Origin of the sequence: Christiangramia sediminis, assembly GCF_020552705.1 — a bacterium.
GTDB classification, from domain to species: Bacteria; Bacteroidota; Bacteroidia; order Flavobacteriales; family Flavobacteriaceae; genus Christiangramia; species Christiangramia sediminis.
The window spans coordinates 1144372-1163157 of the sequence record NZ_JAJBZG010000005.1 but is presented as its reverse complement, the minus strand read 5'-3'; the positions used below and the strand labels follow the sequence as shown (position 1 = coordinate 1163157).

14 protein-coding genes are annotated in these 18786 nt (G+C 38.5%); 12 read left to right on the top strand and 2 right to left on the bottom strand.

The window, feature by feature from the left end:
* Positions 1-37 precede the first annotated feature (37 nt).
* Entirely contained in the window at positions 38-1330 is a 1293-nt protein-coding gene (locus LGQ90_RS14745; RefSeq protein ID WP_229342289.1) for an O-acetylhomoserine aminocarboxypropyltransferase/cysteine synthase family protein, read from the bottom strand.
* A gap of 1039 nt (positions 1331-2369) precedes the next feature.
* On the opposite strand from LGQ90_RS14745, the gene metK reads away from it, so the two are divergent.
* The 12 genes from metK to LGQ90_RS14685 all read left to right on the top strand — a co-directional run bounded on the left by metK (position 2370) and on the right by LGQ90_RS14685 (position 17687).
* Complete coding sequence (metK, locus tag LGQ90_RS14740) at positions 2370-3632, top strand: methionine adenosyltransferase (protein ID WP_229342285.1); 1263 nt, start codon at positions 2370-2372, stop codon at positions 3630-3632.
* A 119-nt stretch (positions 3633-3751) separates the two neighbouring features.
* On the top strand, positions 3752-6319 hold the full coding sequence (locus tag LGQ90_RS14735) for a DUF3857 domain-containing protein (protein WP_341481969.1): 2568 nt from the start codon (positions 3752-3754) through the stop codon (positions 6317-6319).
* Between the two features lie 96 nt (positions 6320-6415).
* The gene (locus tag LGQ90_RS14730) at positions 6416-7780 is read left to right on the top strand and encodes an acyl-CoA dehydrogenase family protein (RefSeq protein ID WP_229342282.1); all 1365 of its coding nucleotides are present in this window, start codon (positions 6416-6418) and stop codon (positions 7778-7780) included.
* 12 nt (positions 7781-7792) lie between these two features.
* Complete coding sequence (locus LGQ90_RS14725) at positions 7793-8722, top strand: 2-hydroxyacid dehydrogenase (protein ID WP_229342280.1); 930 nt, start codon at positions 7793-7795, stop codon at positions 8720-8722.
* 18 nt (positions 8723-8740) lie between these two features.
* Positions 8741-9187, top strand: a complete 447-nt coding sequence (locus tag LGQ90_RS14720) for a universal stress protein (protein WP_229342278.1) — start codon at positions 8741-8743, stop codon at positions 9185-9187.
* Between the two features lie 69 nt (positions 9188-9256).
* Positions 9257-10192: a threonine ammonia-lyase gene (locus LGQ90_RS14715; protein ID WP_423738458.1), complete on the top strand. Its 936-nt coding sequence runs from the start codon at positions 9257-9259 to the stop codon at positions 10190-10192.
* A gap of 91 nt (positions 10193-10283) precedes the next feature.
* Complete coding sequence (locus LGQ90_RS14710; protein ID WP_229342276.1) at positions 10284-13586, top strand: amidohydrolase family protein; 3303 nt, start codon at positions 10284-10286, stop codon at positions 13584-13586.
* Positions 13587-13613: 27 nt separating this feature from the next.
* Entirely contained in the window at positions 13614-15419 is a 1806-nt protein-coding gene (locus tag LGQ90_RS14705; RefSeq protein WP_229342274.1) for an SLC13 family permease, read from the top strand.
* Between the two features lie 2 nt (positions 15420-15421).
* Positions 15422-15751: a DUF202 domain-containing protein gene (locus LGQ90_RS14700; protein WP_229342272.1), complete on the top strand. Its 330-nt coding sequence runs from the start codon at positions 15422-15424 to the stop codon at positions 15749-15751.
* A 10-nt stretch (positions 15752-15761) separates the two neighbouring features.
* Positions 15762-16115 carry a DUF6122 family protein gene (locus LGQ90_RS14695; protein WP_229342270.1) on the top strand — a complete coding sequence of 118 codons (354 nt, stop codon included), beginning with the start codon at positions 15762-15764 and terminating at the stop codon, positions 16113-16115.
* Positions 16116-16391: 276 nt separating this feature from the next.
* A complete protein-coding gene (locus LGQ90_RS14690; protein ID WP_229342268.1) occupies positions 16392-17006 on the top strand; it encodes a deoxynucleoside kinase in 615 nt (204 codons plus the stop codon).
* A gap of 12 nt (positions 17007-17018) precedes the next feature.
* Entirely contained in the window at positions 17019-17687 is a 669-nt protein-coding gene (locus tag LGQ90_RS14685; protein WP_229342266.1) for a sterol desaturase family protein, read from the top strand.
* A gap of 60 nt (positions 17688-17747) precedes the next feature.
* Here the strand turns inward: LGQ90_RS14685 and LGQ90_RS14680 are convergent, their stop codons facing one another.
* On the bottom strand, positions 17748-18785 hold the full coding sequence (locus tag LGQ90_RS14680; RefSeq protein ID WP_229342264.1) for an App1 family protein: 1038 nt from the start codon (positions 18783-18785) through the stop codon (positions 17748-17750).
* Position 18786: the final 1 nt, after the last annotated feature.

Here is an 18786-nt window from a genome sequence, read left to right as displayed (position 1 = left end):
ATTCTGACCTTTCCCGGATCTATTAACCAAACCAACATTAAACCAATGATTTCTTTTTTATTTGCGCGAAAGCTTCTTTAAGATCTGTCTTAAGATCGTCTACATCTTCAAGTCCTACTGATAACCTTATAAGATCTGGAGTTACTCCGGTAGAAGCCTGCTCCTCCTCAGTCAACTGCTGATGCGTAGTACTTGCCGGATGAATGATGAGTGATTTTGTATCCCCAATATTTGCGAGTAGCGAGAATACTTTAGATTCATCTACCACTGTTTTTGCTGCTTCAAACCCTCCTTTTACTCCAAAGGTTACCAATCCGCTCTGTCCTTCTGGAAGGTATTCCTTGGCTAGTTTGTGATATTTACTGGATTCAAGTCCCGGGTAATTCACCCACTCCACATCATCCTGTTCCTGAAGCCATTTAGCCAGTTCCAGCGCATTTTTGCTATGCTCTTTAATTCTGATCTTCAAAGTTTCCAATCCCTGGATGATCTGGAAAGCGTTGAACGGACTCAATGCCGCACCATGATCTCTTAAACCTTCAATTCTAACTTTGGCGATGAACGCAGCTTCCTCTAATGCATCATGATAAACTAACCCATGATAGCCCGGAGATGGCTCGGTAAACTCTGGGAACTTACCGTTAGCCCAGTCAAATTTACCGGCATCGATAATTACTCCCCCAAGTGCGGTTCCATTCCCGTTGATGTATTTGGTAAGTGAATGAATAACTATATCAGCTCCATGCTCAATTGGATTAAGCAGGTATGGTGTTGCCACGGTATTATCCACAACGAAAGGAACTTTAAAGGCCTTCGCCTCTTTAGAAATTCCTTTAAGATCGAGTACATCCAGCTTCGGATTTCCGACAGATTCAGCAAAAAATACACGAGTATTTTCCTTTGCTGCTTTGGTAAAATTTTCAGGATCTGAAGGATCTACGAAGGTGGTGGTGATTCCGAATCTTGGTAAGGTATTCTTGAATAGATTATAAGTTCCACCGTAAAGACTGTTGGAGGAAACGATATGGTCTCCTGCTTTAAGTAAGGTAAGCAGCGCTGTATTTGTTGCTGCTGTTCCAGAAGCGGTAACTACTGCGGCAATTCCACCTTCGAGCGCTGCCAGTCTTTGCTCCAGTATATCCAGCGTGGGATTGTTGATCCTGGTATAAATAAAGCCGGGTTCGGCTAGAGAAAAAAGTGCGGCCGCGTGATCGGAATTATTAAAAACGTACGAAGTGGTTTGATAAATTGGAACTGCTCTGGTTCCACCATTCTGGGTTACATCGTGTCCTGCATGTAATGCTTTCGTTGAAAAATTTTGTGTGCTCATAATATTAATTTTTAAATGTTGATTTTGACCTAATAAAAAAGTCCCCCTGATATGCTATTACCAGGGGGACTTTTGAATTGAACTTTATAACTAATCTAAATTCTCAAGTTTTGGCAATAGCTTGTCATGTGACGCATACACATCATATCCATACACATAGTCATCATTAGGTTACAAGTAGTTCTCATTAGTTCTCTTAACATTTAAAACTCAATTTGGGAGCTTTGGTTTTATACACTTTGACTGCGCTCAGTGTGACATTATTTCTTTTCCTCAAGCTGAACTCAATTCAGCTTCTCAATAGATCCTGAATCAAGTTCAGGATTACGTTTATTTCAACTTTAAAATCTTGATATAAAAAAAGCCGCTGCGGTTGGCAGCGGCTTTTTGCATTTATATACTTTTCAGTTTATGCAATAGAGTGCGCTGCGGAAGCTTCCGGCATCATACACATCATATTGCAAATTGTTCTGATCATTTTTTTGTTTTCTGAATTACAAAGATATGCACGGAATTTTTTAATATCCAAGCCTTTAGCAAAAAATAAATTAAAAAAGTTTTAAAACCTCCCATTTTGCTGGTGCTTTGAAAGCATAAATTTTTCTAGCTAAAATTCTTATGGAAATAAATCCCGCGTTAGGGATTGAGCGGGTTGTTTGAGCTCTCCCCCCACCTTCCCGGAATTTCTATTTCGAAATTCCGACCTCCCTCAAGGGAGGTGGGGGAAGCGAGCCGCGAAAGCCCGGCGTAAGCCTTTTTTGGCGCTACGCAACGCCCAAAATACCCTCTTTGAAATACAAGGACAGATTAAACAAAGCCTATAAATGATTCAAATTGGATAAAATGAAGTTAAATCCATTTGCGATGATATGAATTTTTATACATTTGTAGCCAACATATTGAAAGGGATAGATTTGACTGATTGCAACCCTAATACCGTGAAAAAGGTATATGAAAATGCTAAAGCAGAATGTTTACCGCACTCCATTTAGCTCTTCACGTCAAATTTTTCCATTCTTATAAACTAAAAAGTAATTGAATGGCTTATTTATTTACTTCAGAAAGTGTTTCTGAAGGGCACCCGGATAAAATTGCAGATCAGATTAGTGATACCTTACTGGATAATTTCCTTGCCTTTGACGGGGAGTCCAAAGTTGCCTGTGAAACTCTGGTAACCACCGGGCAAGTGGTACTTGCAGGCGAAGTTAGAAGCAATACCTATTTAGATGTTCAAAATATCGCCAGGGATGTGATCAATGATATTGGTTATACGAAAGGCGCTTATAAATTCAGCGGAGATTCTTGCGGGGTAATTTCTTTGATCCATGAACAGTCCCAGGATATTTACCAGGGGGTAGACCGTGGTAATAAGGAAGAACAGGGAGCTGGTGACCAGGGTATGATGTTTGGTTATGCAACCAACGAGACTGAAAACTATATGCCGCTCGCCCTGGATATTTCTCACAGGATCCTAATTGAACTGGCTAAACTAAGGCGCGAAGGAAAAGAAATCGAATATTTAAGACCTGATTCTAAAAGCCAGGTTACTATTGAATATAGCGACGAGAATGTTCCGCAGAGAATCGTGGCCATAGTAGTTTCTACCCAGCATGATGATTTTGATGCTGACGATGAGAAAATGCTGGCTAAGATCAAAAAAGATATTCTTGAAATTTTGATCCCGAGGGTAAAAGAACAGTTGCCGGAATACGTTCAGAAATTATTTAATGATGATATTATTTATCACATAAACCCTACCGGGAAATTCGTTATTGGCGGACCTCATGGAGATGCCGGCCTTACCGGAAGAAAGATCATCGTAGATACTTACGGCGGAAAAGGTGCCCACGGTGGTGGTGCATTTTCAGGAAAAGATCCTTCCAAGGTAGACCGCTCTGCTGCGTATGCTTCCAGACATATCGCGAAAAATCTTGTAGCCGCGGGTGTGGCTCCTGAAATTCTTGTCCAGGTTTCTTATGCCATAGGTGTGGTTGAGCCAACTTCAATCTCAGTCTATACCTACGGGAAGAAAAATACGGACCTAAGTGACGGGCAGATCGCCGAAAAGGTTAAAGCGATCTTTGATATGCGCCCTGCTGCCATTGAAGAGAGACTTAAGCTTAGAAATCCTATTTATCGTGAGACTGCTGCCTATGGACACATGGGAAAAGAATCGAGGACGATAACTAAAGTTTTTGAGAGTCCGTATAAAGGAAAGATCACGAAGGAGGTAGAACTCTTTACCTGGGAAAAACTGGATTATGTAGATAAAGTGAAAGAAGCCATTTCGCTAAATGACTGATTATTGTTTGACATAAATTTATAAAGCCACGCGAATGCGTGGCTTTGTTTTTTTACAAGATTTGTATTTTATGATATTTTCTTCTTTATTTGGTTTTTATTAACATTCAATCCCAATAATTGAAATTTTCCAATTTACTCTTAGCTCTAACCCTACTTTTCTCATTTTCTACATTTAGTCAACACAAGAATGTTAGCTCTGTCCCAGTACCAGATTGGGTTGACGAACAGAATATCGACACTTCTATTCATAAAGATAGCATTCAAAATTCGGGTTATATCTACCTTTTGGTAGACGAGACCGATAATCTACAAACTCAAGAAAGCTATACCCGGGCTATTTATAAGCTATTTAATAATGAGGCAATTCAAGATTTAAGCTCCTTGAATTTTACATTTGATCCCGAATACGAAGAATTGATAATTCATTATATAAGAATTCTTAGGGATGGAAAAGTTTTAAAAAGATTAAATCTAAATGATATTCAAGTTGCTCAAAGGGAAGAAAATCTCGAAAGCAATTTGTTAGATGGCAGATTAACGGTAATTAATCAACTAAAAGATGTACGGAAGAATGATGTAGTAGATTATGCCTATACAATCAAAGGATGGAATCCCGTGCATCAAAATAACTTTCAATCTTCATTTTACTTGGAGTTTCAATTTCCAGTCCTAGAAAGAAATTACAGCATTCTAGTTCCTCAAAACCAAAGTCTGTATTACAAAATGCAAAATGGAGCTCCTGAGCCTAAAGTGAACCAAACTAATCAGCACATAATTTACACCTGGTCTATTTCCAATCCTAATGTCATTAATTATGAACCAAATACTCCAGCATGGTATGCGCCAAATAAGTATGTAGAGATAACACAATTTAAATCTTGGAATCAGGTTGCCAGGCAATATTCAGATCTTTTCAATGTAAATACCTCTGAAGTTGCTTCTCTAAGTAATTCTATTCCTGAAGAGATTAAAAATTCGAAAACCGAGGATGAATATATTAACAAAGCTATCAGGTTTGTCCAGGATGAAGTACGTTACCTTGGTTACGAAGGTGGTTTAAATTCACATATGCCCTCAAAACCATCAAAAGTAATCAACAGAAGGTACGGGGATTGTAAAGACAAAGCTCACTTGTTAAGTCAAATTTTAAGTTTACGAGAAATTACCTCTTTTCCAGTATTGGTACATAACAGTTCTGCCAACCAATTTAACGAAAGATTACCTTCAGGAGTAATATTTAACCATTGCATAGTTCAAATTGAAAGAGGTGATAAAAAATATTATGTAGACGCAACCCTTTCAAATCAGGGAGGGGACTATAAAAACATTTATTTTCCTAATTACCATTATGGGCTTCCATTAAAAGATTCTCAAGATGATCTTGAATTATTACCTAGTCCGGAACCTTCAATTATAAGTGTTACCGACACCTTTATTCTAGATAGTATTGGAGGTAGGGCAGATCTTGAGATAAGTTCAATCTATAGAGGAAGCCAGGCAGATTACAAAAGATTGGAGTTTGCAGAGTCCAATATGGATATTGTGAAAAAAAATTATCTCAATTTCTACAGTAGTTACTATCCTAGTATAAAATCTACTAGTGATATTCAGTTCATAGATGAAAGAAATAAAAATGAAATTAGAATAATAGAAAAGTATAAAATTGATAGTCTCTGGAAAAAATCAACTGAAAATGAAAATGTGATTTTTTCAGAATTCTATCCCATGGCAATGTCTCATTATTTTGAAACGACTAAAACAGCGGAAAGAGAAATGCCTTATTATTTAAATATTCATAATAATATGGAATATAATACCATTGTATTCGTTCCTCAGGCCTGGAGTATTGAACCACTTGAAGGCTCTTTTGGCACCGATGCTTTCGAATACAATTATGATGTAAAATATAAAAATGCCAGACTAGATCTAGTTCATACTTATAAAACAAACAAATATTATCTTGAGCCTCATCAGGTCAATGAATTTATAAAAGAACAAAATAGAGCAAAAGAAAGCCTGTCTTATTTTCTAACATATGATAAAGCATTTACGGGTAGCAATGATAATAATTTCGATGATAATTGGCTTTCATTACCAGTTTCAATATTGATTATAATCCTCAGTTGTATACTATTAAATAAAATTGGTAAAAATTATAAGGTTATTAGTAGAGAAAAAGAAGAATGGTCTCGAAAAATAGGTGGCATTCTAATATTTCTGGCTATTCTACTAGCATTTTATCCTTTGGTTTATTTTGGACAAGCATTTGGTGGAAACTTTCTTAGTTCACCAAGTTTATGGAGTGATCTCTTTAGCTCTACTTGGGAATCCTCATTCTTACTGATTTTTGAAACCGTGGCTAGTTTATTCCTTATGGTATTCGCCATATATCTTAATGTATGGTTTTACAAAAGAAGAACCTACGTCCCTAATCTTTTAATCATATTCTTCAGTGGAGTTCTGGCAATAAATTTCATCGATGCTATTTTAACCAACTTTTTGATTGAAGGAAGCAATGTGTTTTCAAATCCAAAATGGATTCAAGGATTATCATTTCAGTTTATCTTAGCAGTTATATTCATTCCATACCTGTACTTTTCGAATAGAGTTTCCGAAACTTTTACAAGGCTACCTAAAAAATATAGGGAATATAAAATAAAAAATGAAGAAGCTTTTCAATTTTGAATAAGTAAGCTTTAGAATTTATCATTTCTTCGGAAAACCTTAACAGCAGCGAGCTTTATTAATTCCTATTTTTAAAACTCACCAACCGGTTTTCTAATGTCTATATTCAAAAAAGTAAAAAACACCATCAACCTGCTAAAGTCGGTTGACATAGATCAATTAGCCAAGATCAATGAAAAAATAGATCTGGCCGATGCCATGAAATCTTTGGGAAGTTTAGACGAGCGTCAATTGGCCGGATTGATGAAAATGTTAAAATCTAAAGGCAAAAAAGGCCAGCATGACCTGCCTCCCATCGATGGTGATTTTTACAATCTTGATTTAAAACTGACCGATGCTCAAAGAGAAATTCAGCTGAAGGTTCGCAATTTCATGGAAGATGAAATCAGGCCTTTGGTAAATGAATACTGGAGAAAGGATCAATTTCCATTTGAAGTTATTGAAAAATTCAGGGATCTGAATATCGTGGGAGTTCCTTACGAAGGTTACGGATGCCCTAACCTGCCATTTTTAATGGAAGGTATCATCGCACAGGAGATCGCCAGGGTTGATGTTTCCATTTCTACATTTTTTGGAGTGCACAGTGGTTTAGCCATGGGCTCTATATATCTATGTGGTAGCGAGCAGCAAAAACAGGAATGGCTCCCGCAGATGCAAAAAATGGAAAAAATCGGTGCTTTTGGCCTTACCGAACCTAATGTAGGTTCCGGTGTTGCCGGCGGACTAGAAACCACCTGTAAATTTGATGGGGAAAACTGGATTTTGAATGGTCAGAAAAAATGGATTGGGAATGCAACCTTTTCAGATGTTACCATTATTTGGGCCAGGGATCTGGACTCCAATCAGGTAAAAGGCTTTTTAGTAAGAAAGGAAAATCCAGGTTTTAAAGCCGAAAAGATCAAAGGAAAAATGGCTTTGAGAATAGTGCAGAATGCACTGATCACTCTAAAAGATTGTCAAGTTCCAGAAAGCGACAGGCTTCAAAATGCAAATTCCTTTAAAGACACTGCAAATGTTCTTAGAATGACCAGAGCCGGAGTGGCTTGGCAAGCAGTGGGATGCGCAAGGGGAGCTTATGAGAGCGCTTTGAAATACACCAAAAAAAGAGAACAATTTGGAAGACCTATTGCCTCATTCCAATTGATCCAGAATCATTTAGTAGAAATGCTTTCAAATTTAACATCCATGCAAACCCTATGTTTCAGACTTTCTGAAATGCAAGATCAGGAGCTGCTTACAGATGAGCATGCGAGTTTGGCCAAAGTGTATTGTAGCATGCGGATGAGAGATGTGGTAAGCCGTGCCCGCGAAGTATTGGGCGGGAATGGGATTCTACTGGAATACGATGTGGCACGCTTTGTTGCAGATGCCGAGGCTATTTATAGTTATGAAGGAACCAAAGAAATTAATTCACTTATTGTTGGGCGCGCCATTACAGGTTATAGTGCCTTTGTTAGTTAAAAAAAGAAAATTATGTCAGTATTGATTGTAAGCCCGGGAAGAGATCCGGAAGAATGGAAAAAAGCATTAGAAAATCAGCATCCGGGGATGAACGTATATGTTTATCCCGAGGATCATGATAATGAAGAAGTAGAGTTCGCGCTCAGCTGGAATCATCCACGCGGATTGTTCAAGAATTATCCAAATCTAAAAGTTATCGCCAGTATGGGCGCAGGAGTAGATCATATTTTAAGTGATAGTGCTTTGCCTGAAGGTGTTGAAATTACTAAAGTGGTAGACGATACCCTTACTGAAGATATGGGAGACTTTGTGTTGAGCCAGGTAATGAACCATATTCGTGGGCTCCACCACTATGTAAAATGCCAGAAAGAAAAAGAATGGGATAAATTCCAGTATAGAAGACCCCAGGATACTAAAGTTGGAATCATGGGACTGGGAACTCTTGGTAATGCAGTGGCCGATAAACTTCATAAAAACTTCTTTAAGGTGTACGGCTGGTCCAGAACTGAAAAGAGTTGTGATAATGTAACCAGTTTTCATGGAAAAGATCAGTTAGAAGAATTTCTTGAGAATTCCGAAATTCTGGTTTGTTTATTACCTTTAACTGAGGATACTGAAAATATTCTTAATGCAGACCTGTTTGATATGCTGCCGGAAGGTGCCTACGTCATAAATGTGGCTCGTGGTGAACATCTTGTGGAGCATGACCTTATGGAGATGATAGACAGTGGTCATCTTGCTGGAGCTTCATTAGATGTTTTTAGAGAAGAACCCTTACCACAGGAACATCCTTTCTGGGAACATTCTAAGATTAATATCACCCCCCATATTGCTAGTTTAACCAAACCTGAGTCTGTAGTTCCGCAAATTGCAGAGAATTATGATAGGATGAAAGAAGAAGAACCACTAAAAAATAAAGTGGAATTAGATAAAGGTTACTAATAATTTAAACTTTTACAGATGGATGCGTTTAAGAATATCATGGTGGCGGTAGATTTTAATGACAGCCTTGGGGAGCTAATGGTTTATGCCGATAGGCTTGCTCAAAAATTTGAATCTAAGGTATGGGTACTACATGTCGCCGATCCTGAACCCGATTTTGTGGGTTATGAACCGGGGCCACAGTACATCCGTGACCTTAAAGCTGAAGAATATCGCGAAGAACATCGTAATCTTCAGGAAGTCTGTAAAAATTTTCTCAGTGAAGAAGTAAAAGCAGAAGCCTTGTTAATACAGGGATCTACAGTGGAAACTGTGATGAGTGAAGCTCAAAAACTCAAAATAGATCTGCTTATTGTAGGAACCCATAAACATAGTTTTTTACATAATTTGTTGCAGGAAAGTGTATCTATGGAGCTCATAAAAAAAGCAGAAATTCCCATGCTCACGATCCCCATAGATGAATAAAGAAAAAATAAAAATTCCCTGAGATCCCAGGGAATTTTTAATTTCACTTCAAATTTGCAAATTTTGGAAATAGAAAAGTCCCATCTAGAAAAGGTTTTAGAAAGAATTAAACCACATATTCATCGCACCCCGGTGTTAAGCTCAACACTTATAAATGAAATGCTGGAGACCAATATTTGGTTTAAGTGCGAAAATTTTCAGAAAATGGGTGCTTTTAAAATGCGTGGTGCAACCAATGCCATTTTAAATCTTCCGGAAGAAAAGAAGCTAAAAGGAGTGGTAACTCATTCTTCGGGAAATTTTGCCCAGGCACTTTCACTTGCCGCTAAAAGCTTAAATGTCCCCGCTTATATTGTAATGCCAGATTCTGCGCCCGAGGTTAAAAAAGCTGCTGTTAGAACTTATGAAGGAAAGATCACGGAATGCCCTTCAACTTTAAAAGATCGCGAAGAAACTGCTTATAAAATACAGGAGGAAACAGGAGCTACTTTTGTGCATCCTTCCAATGATCTGGATGTGATCTTAGGCCAGGGAACTGCCGCTATGGAATTACTTCAGGATTATCCCGATCTCGATTTTATAATTTGTCCGGTTGGGGGTGGCGGACTCATTGCCGGAACAGCACTGGCAGTGAAATTCTTCGGAAATAAATGTAAATGCATTGGTGGTGAACCCATAGAAGTTAATGATGCATGGCGTTCCCTGAAAAGCGGCAAAATTGAAACCAACGAGTCTGCCAATACCATTGCCGACGGATTAAAAACACAACTTGGCGATCAAAATTTCCCTATAATTCTAGAAAATGTAGAAGAAATAATCAGAGTTTCGGAGGAAGAGATAAGAGCTGCACTCAGACTTATCTGGGAACGGATGAAGATCATCGTGGAACCCTCCAGTGCGGTGGCACTCGCCGCTGTAATTAAAGAAAAAGACCGATTCAAAAATAAAAATATCGGCATCATAATTTCCGGCGGAAATGTGGACCTCAACCGACTTCCATTTTAAAGATCCCGGAGTAGTTCCTTAAATTTACAACAGCTCATATTTTATTCAATAGAAAGTTGCTGTATATTTAAATATTAAAAACTACTCTATCATGCTCAAATATTTAAAGGTTTTTATCCTTTTACTCATTATTTCCAATAGTAATTCAGTTTTAGCTCAAAAAGACGAAAAAAAAGAAGATAAATGGGATGTTTCAGATCCCTATCCTGATGACTGGAAATTCCAAACTTTAAAACTTAATACCGATGAAGGTACCTGGATGAACCTGGATGTAAGTCCCGATGGGAAAACAATTGTTTTTGATCTTCTGGGGGATATTTACAAAATGCCTATAAGTGGCGGAAAAGCCAGCATCCTGCGTACTGGAATTCCTTATGAGCTTCAGCCCAGATTTAGCCCGGACGGTTCAAGAATATCCTTTACCAGTGATGCCGGTGGCGGTGATAACATCTGGGTAATGGATTCGAACGGAAAAAATGCTGAACAGATCACCGAAGAAAAATTCCGGTTATTGAATAATGCGGTCTGGACTCCGGATGGAAATTCACTTATCGCCAGAAAACACTTTACATCCGGCCGGTCTCTTGGCGCTGGCGAAATGTGGCAATATCATATCGCTGCAAAGGAAGGTTTACAACTAACGGAACGTAAGAACGATCAGCAGGATGTAAATGAACCCAGCATTACTGCAGATGGGAGATATCTGTTTTACAGCGAAGACATGTATCCCGGAGGAAATTTTCAGTATAACAAAGATCCGAATAAACAGATCTACGTGATCAAAAGATATGATTTTGAGACCGGTGAAACCATTACAGTTACCGGAGGTCCTGGCGGAGCCGCCAGACCTGAAGTTTCTCCTGATGGCAAAAAACTAGCTTTTGTAAAGCGTATACGTACTAAATCGGTGTTGTTTATTCACGATCTTGAAACCGGTGAAGAATGGCCAGTATTCGATAAATTAAGTAAAGATCAGCAGGAAGCATGGGCGATTTTTGGGGTTTATCCCAATTATAGCTGGATGCCCAACAATAAAGAAATGGTGTTCTGGGCAAACGGGAAAATAAATAAAGTCAATATTGAGACTTATGAGGTATCTGAAATTCCTTTTCAGGTTTCCAATGAAATTAAGATCGCGGAGACATTACGAACAGATCATGAGGTTTTTTCAGAAAAGTTCAATGCAAAAGTAATTCGTCATGCGGTTACTTCTCCAGACGGAAAAACTTTGGTATTTAATGCCGTAGGCTATTTATGGAAAAAATCACTTCCCAACGGCAAACCCCAACGAATTACAAATTCTGAAGATTTTGAATATGAACCGGATTTTTCACCGGATGGAAAACATATTATTTATGTGACCTGGGATGATGCAAATCTTGGAACTATAAAAAAGGTATCGCTATCTGGTGGAACTCCGGAAGATCTGACAAAAGAAAAAGGAATTTATAGAAACCCTTCCTATTCCAATGATGGAAGAATGATCGTTTTTTCAAAGGAAAAAGGGAATAGCGATCAGGGACAAACCTTTACCAAGGAACCCGGAATCTATACGATGACTTCTTCCGGAGAAAATCAGAAGAGATTGATAAATGAAGGGATTTTCCCCATTTTCAACGCCGATGACTCCCGAATTTTCTTTCAGACAGGCGGTTATTTCTTCGGAAGTATCACTAAAAGCCTTAAAAGTGTGGACCTGAACGGTAAAGATGAAAGAACTCATATAAATTCAAAATATGCCAACAGGATTCTTCCGAGTCCGGACAATAAATGGATACTTTTCAGCAATTTACATAAGGCTTATGTCGCTCCTTTTGCGATGACGGGTAAACCCATTGAACTTACCCCAGATTCTAAAACTCTTCCCGTAAATCAGGTAACCAAGGACGCGGGTGTCAATCTACATTGGTCCAATAACAGCGAAAAAATTCACTGGACCCTGGGAGATGAATATTTTACGAATGATATTGAAAAAAGGTTCACTTTTTTAAAGAACTCCCCAGATTCTATTCCTCTGGTTACCGAAAAAGGAATTAAAGTGGGTCTTGAGATCGAAACCGATGTGCCGGATGGGATGATCGCCTTTACCAATGCAAGGATCATTACCATGAACGGGGATGAGGTGATCGAAAATGGAAGTATTCTTATCAAAAAAAATAAAATTGAAGCTATTGGCAATTCAGGGGAAGTAAGTATTCCTTCTTCTGCTAAAACCTACGATCTTGAGGGAAAAACCATCATGCCGGGAATCGTGGATGCCCATGCACATATTGGAGCTTTCAGGTATGGACTTACCCCTAAAAAACACTGGCCTTCTTATGCGAACCTGGCTTTCGGGGTTACCACGGCACATGATCCTTCAGCTCTAAGTGAAACGGTATTTGGAATTTCAGAATTGATAAAAAGCGGAGATATGGTGGGGCCAAGATTATATTCCACAGGGATTATTCTTTATGGAGCTGATGGGGATTTTAAGGCGGAGATCAACAGTATTGAAGATGCGAGATCGGCGATTAGAAGAACCAAGGCTTTTGGAGCTACCTCAGTTAAAAGTTATAATCAGCCAAGACGTGAACAAAGACAACAGGTACTTCTGGCCGCGAAAGAACTCAATATGAATGTAGTTCCGGAAGGAGGTTCTACTTTTTTTCATAATATGAACATGATCGTGGACGGGCACACCGGGATAGAACATAATATTCCCGTGGCTCCCGTTTACAAGGATGTATTAAGTCTGTGGGGAACTTCCAACACCGGCTACACTCCTACCCTTATAGTGAATTACGGCGGAATTAACGGAGAATATCTTTTTTACGATAAGACCAACGTATGGGAAAATGAACGCCTTTTAACTTTCACGCCAAGAGAACTGGTAGATTCAAGATCTAGACACCGAACTAAATTACCGGAAGAAGAATATGAGCAAGGGCCGGTATTGGTTTCTAAAACCGCCAAGGCACTTTCAGACGAAGGAGTTAAAGTGAATCTCGGTGCACATGGACAATTACAGGGACTGGGAGCTCATTGGGAATTATGGCTTCTTCAAATGGGAGGAATGAGCAATATGGAAGCACTTCAGGCAGCCACCATCAACGGGGCTGCGTATATTGGAATGGATAAGGAAATAGGTTCCCTGGAAAAAGGAAAGCTGGCCGATCTTATCGTCCTGGAAAAAAATCCGTTAGAAGATATTAGAAATTCTGAATCTGTGATCTACACCATGGTAAATGGTAGATTATTTGATGCAAAAACGATGCACCAAATTGGAAACGAACCGGAAGAAAGAACTAATTTCTACTGGGAGAACAACAAATATAATTCGGCATTTGAATGGTATGAAAGCACCCAAAGCTTCACCAGACCTACTTGCGTATGCCATAGCACAGGAAATTAACGCATAGCATGACATAAAACCAGGAGAATGGAATTGTATCTCACCGTAGCAATAATCATCATAGGGATCATTCTCTTTGTACGTGATTATTTCTCGATAGATACCACTTCCATTATCATCATGGCTTTGTTCATAGTTTCGGGAGTATTAAGTCCTGAGGAAGGATTTTCAGGATTTAATCACCCCGCAACAATTACGCTGGGCTGTATGTTCGTGGTGAGCGCCGCCGTATTCAAATCTGGGATCATTGACGGCCTCAGTGCAAAGCTGATAAAAATCGCCCGGATAAATTATTTTCTTGCCCTGGTTTCGCTATGTATCACCTCTGCGGTGCTCTCAGCATTTATAAATGATTCGGCGGTTGTAGCCATATTAATTCCGGTCGCGTTGCTGGTTTGCAGGGAAGCCAATATCAGCCCGGCGAGACTCCTTATTCCAATATCATTTTCTGCATTATTCGGCGGCACCTGTACCTTAATAGGGACTTCCACTAACATCCTGGTGAGCAGTTATGCGGAAAAACTGGGAGCTGAAGCTTTCGGAATGTTTGAATTTTCCCTGGCGGCACTTTGTTTATTAACTATCGGGATGACCTATATTTTTATTGTTGGCCCCATTTTATTGCCGAAAAGAGATCTCCCTGAAGATGCCGGGCTGAAAAAAGAGGCTGAAAAATATATGGCCGAGATCGAACTTCACCCTGAAAGTGATGATGTGAACACAACAATTTCAGAATCTAAACTGGTAAATGATTATAAAGTTCAAATTCTCAGGATCAAAAGAAAACATTACCGGGTTTATGAGATCAACGGCGAAACAGTTCTAAGAGAAAATGACCTTGTGAGAATACTCGTGGATCCTGTAAATCTCGCAAAACTTAAGGTGAAAAAAGGTCTTAAAGTTATCGGTGACAAAGAAAATGTACTTGATAAAAAACCTGAGGATAATGTAAAACCCAAAAAGGAAACTCCTAACGAAGACAAGAAAATTTATGAAGTCATGATTCCCTATGGTTCTGAACTTGCGGGGAGCTCTATAAAACAAATTAATTTCAGAAGCACCTATTATGCCTCTGTACTTGCCATAAGACACCGAAAAGAAACCATTACCGAAGGTGTTTCCCAGGTTGTACTAAGAGAAGGAGATATGATGTTGTTATTTGCTTCAAGAAAAGCAATTTCCCTGCTTACTGCTGAAAAGCTTATAGTAACACTTTCAGAATATCAGGGAAGGAGAGTGGATTATAAAAAGGCTATTCCCGCAATTCTTATTGTAATTGGAGTGGTTAGCGCTGCAGCCTTTAATCTAACTTCCATTTTAATAAGTGCCATGATAGGAAGCCTCTTATTGGTGACCCTTACTATTTTGAAGCCTCAGGAAGCATATGAAGCCATAGAATGGAAAGTGATCTTTATGATCGCGGGGGTTCTCTCTATGGGAAAAGCCCTGGAAAAAACGGGTGGATCAGATATAATTTCGCAATATATCTATGAGTCTCTGGGAACTATGGATCCAAGATGGACGCTTAGCCTGATTTTTTTATTTACATTCTTATCTACTAATGTGCTTTCAAGTAAAGCTGCCGCTGCTTTGATGACCCCCATCGTAATAAGTCTAGCGGCAGCTATGCAGGTGAGTGAAAAACCTTTTTTAATAGGGGTAATGTTCGCCTGTTCCCTTACTTTTATGACTCCCGTGAGCTATCCGGTGAATACGATGGTATATGCTCCGGGAAATTATAGGTTCCGAGATTTTTTAATTTTCGGTACACCGCTTAACTTTATCGTCTGGATCGCTGCATCTTTTGTAATTCCAATATTTTTTCCTTTTTGATCATGAGAAGAGTAAAACTCCACAATCCGTTTAAGACCAGAATTATAGATGAGAAACTCCTGCGTGAACATCTCGCGCTGGAACGAACCAAATTAGCCAATGAGCGTACTTTGCTCTCTTATATACGAGCCTCGATATATTTATTGATCAGCGGACTGGCCTTACTTCAAATCAAAAATTACCAGGATATAAGTTTAATGTGGGTAGGATATCTCTCCTTATTGATCTGCGTCCTGTTCCTTTTAGTTGGAATTTCAAGGTATATTGCCCTGGAAAGAAAGTTGAATAAATTATTAAGAGAAGAGGCCTCTGAAGAATCTGGCAAAGCTTAAGCAATAGAAAGTGATCCAAAACATAGTCCATTATTCCCTGCATTTTTTAGTAATTGGAGCCATTGCTTACTTTTACGATAAAGAAAACTGGCTGAAATACTGGCTGATTCTTGCCGCAACCATGCTGGTAGATCTGGATCATCTTTTAGCCGATCCTATTTTTGATCCTGAACGCTGCGGAATAGGCTTTCACCCTTTACATTCAGAAATTGCTATTACCATCTATGTGCTGGGAATGATCTTCGTTAAGAACAGAATATTCCGAATTATATTTATTGGGCTGTTCTTTCATATGTTCACAGATTTTGTGGATTGCATCTGGACCTATGCCAGATGTGCGACTTGCCTTCAGGGTATTTTTTAAAATGTTCTTTAACCTAAATAAATTTAGCCTATACCGTTAAAAAATTGTTCTGGTTCGTTTACTGTATAGCTTTTTGCAATCGACAAGAATATCTATAATCACAAAAACCATTCATCATCTATTTAAATAATTGTTTGTATTTCAGTTAATTAATGTTATTTCATCCATAATTAATAAACAATTCAAAAAAATATTTTCAGTCTCGTTTCTATTACTCCCTTTTTAATTCAATTATTTTATCTTTACACACCTTAATTCAGCCTAAGAAATCAAATTATGCATGTAGCCATCGCCGGAAACATTGGTGCAGGAAAGACCACTCTTACCCGATTACTCGCAAAACATTATAAATGGGAAGCCCAGTTTGAAGATGTACTGGAAAATCCTTACCTGGAAGATTTTTACAACAAAATGGAACGCTGGTCGTTTAACCTACAGATCTATTTTTTAAATAGCAGGTTCAGACAGATTTTGCAGATCAGGGAAAGTGGTAAAAAGATCATTCAGGATAGAACGATCTATGAAGATGCTTATATCTTTGCCCCTAACCTGCATGCGATGGGATTGATGACCAACCGTGATTTTGAAAACTATAAATCACTGTTCGATCTTATGGAAAGCGTGGTACAGGGACCAGATCTTCTTATTTATCTAAGAAGCAGTATCCCAAACCTTGTTGCACAGATACATAGTCGTGGTAGAGATTATGAAAACTCGATTTCTATCGATTATCTAAGCAGGCTGAATGAGCGTTATGAAGCCTGGGTACATAATTATGACAAGGGAAATTTGCTGATTATTGATGTAGATAATATTAACTTTGTAGACAATCCTGAACATCTTGGTGATATTATAAACCGTATTGATGGAGAGTTACACGGACTTTTTTAAAATGAAATGAATATGGAATCGACAAAATTGAAAAGACCAAAACATAAGGGTTCTCCAAAATTATTCAACAACCCTATACTTGAAAAATTAACCCATACCCATATATCCCTTCCTTTGATCATTTTTGGAGTGATCTCTGCCGCATTGGTTTACTATGGTGTTATTGAAAAGGGTTTTGAAGCTCCAGCGATGATAGGATTATTTCTAGCAGGGCTGTTCTTTTTTACATTTATAGAATATGTGATGCACCGATATTTATATCATATCCCTGCAACCACCCCTAAAAAACAGAAGCTATCCTATACCATGCATGGAGTTCACCACGATTATCCAAAAGATAAATCGAGACTTGCCATGCCACCATTACTCAGTTTAATCATAGCAACGGTCCTTTTTATTATCTACCGTGCCGTTCTGGGAGATTATGTTTTTGGTTTCCTGGCTGGTTTTTTAATTGGGTACGCCGCATACCTTGCAGTTCACTATTCAGTACATGCTTTTAAGGTGCCTAATAACTTTTTAAAGATCTTATGGCATCATCATAGTATTCACCATTACAGGGAGCCAGACAGGGCTTTTGGAGTATCTTCACCGCTATGGGATCAGATCTTTAGAACGATGCCAAGAAAAGCACCTAATAGTCAACGTGCGGCGGTAGGAACCAGTATAGATCCAGGATAGACTTTAGAATTTAGAAAATTTCCAAATCGGTAAGCTGTGAATTTCAACTTACCGATTTTTTTATTGAATAAAACCACTTTCCCGAGCTTGTTTTTCGGCTTCATTAGAATCTTCAGCAAGCAACACCGGAACCGTATCAAATTCGTCAATCACACTCCTCACCCGTTCCATTCTTTTTTTATGCTTTACACTTCTAAGATAGATAGCCAGAATCCTGTCAGAAAACTGCGCGGCAATTTCGGTATAGATACTGGCGTCATGTTCCCCGCTATCCCCAATGAGAATAAAATTTAGATCGGGATAGGTTTTAAGAATATTAATGATCTCCTTTTGTTTATGTGGTTTTTCAGGTTTAAGCGTACTTTCAAAAGGAGTTCTAAGATCGCGTAGCAAAATGGGACCTTTTGGAAATTTATTATAATCCAGGAATAACTTCAAATACTCATACATATTCCAGGGACTATTGCTTAAATAGAACATGGGATTCTTGTTCTTGCCGCTTTTTCCTTTATGAAGTTTTTGATAAAGATCTGGCGCATCTTTCAGCGGAATTCTTTTATAGGCATTGGTTAGCAAAGAATTCTTCAGCAAACGCCATTTTAAAAATGAAGTGACCCCGGTATGCAAAATGGTATCGTCTATATCACTAATCACCCCAAATTCAGCATCTACTTGCGGCACTAGAAATTCACCTCGCGCAGGATTGGCAATCAGTTCGGTATTAGGTTCTACCTCGTTACGGTAATAGACTTCGTATTCTACCCAGCCTTCTTCTGAAGCATGTTCAGATAAATTCTCTTCAATGGTTTTATCGAAAAGAAAATAACCTTCATCATTGGTAGTGGATTTCAGATTGATCTTATCAGGAACAATAAGCTCCATCTCGGCATCGGGAATTTCAAAACTGTCAAATTGCTTGTAGGTATTTTTGATGGTTCGGTAAACCGACTGATCTTTTACAATTTTGAGCGGTTCATTGTCCAGAACCCTTCCTTTTACATATAAATGAGAATAAGTACCGTAGCTTCTATAAGGAATTACATGTACCTGTTCCAGATTATTGTATCTCCCGAGGAGCTTTTTAAAACGTTTGATCATT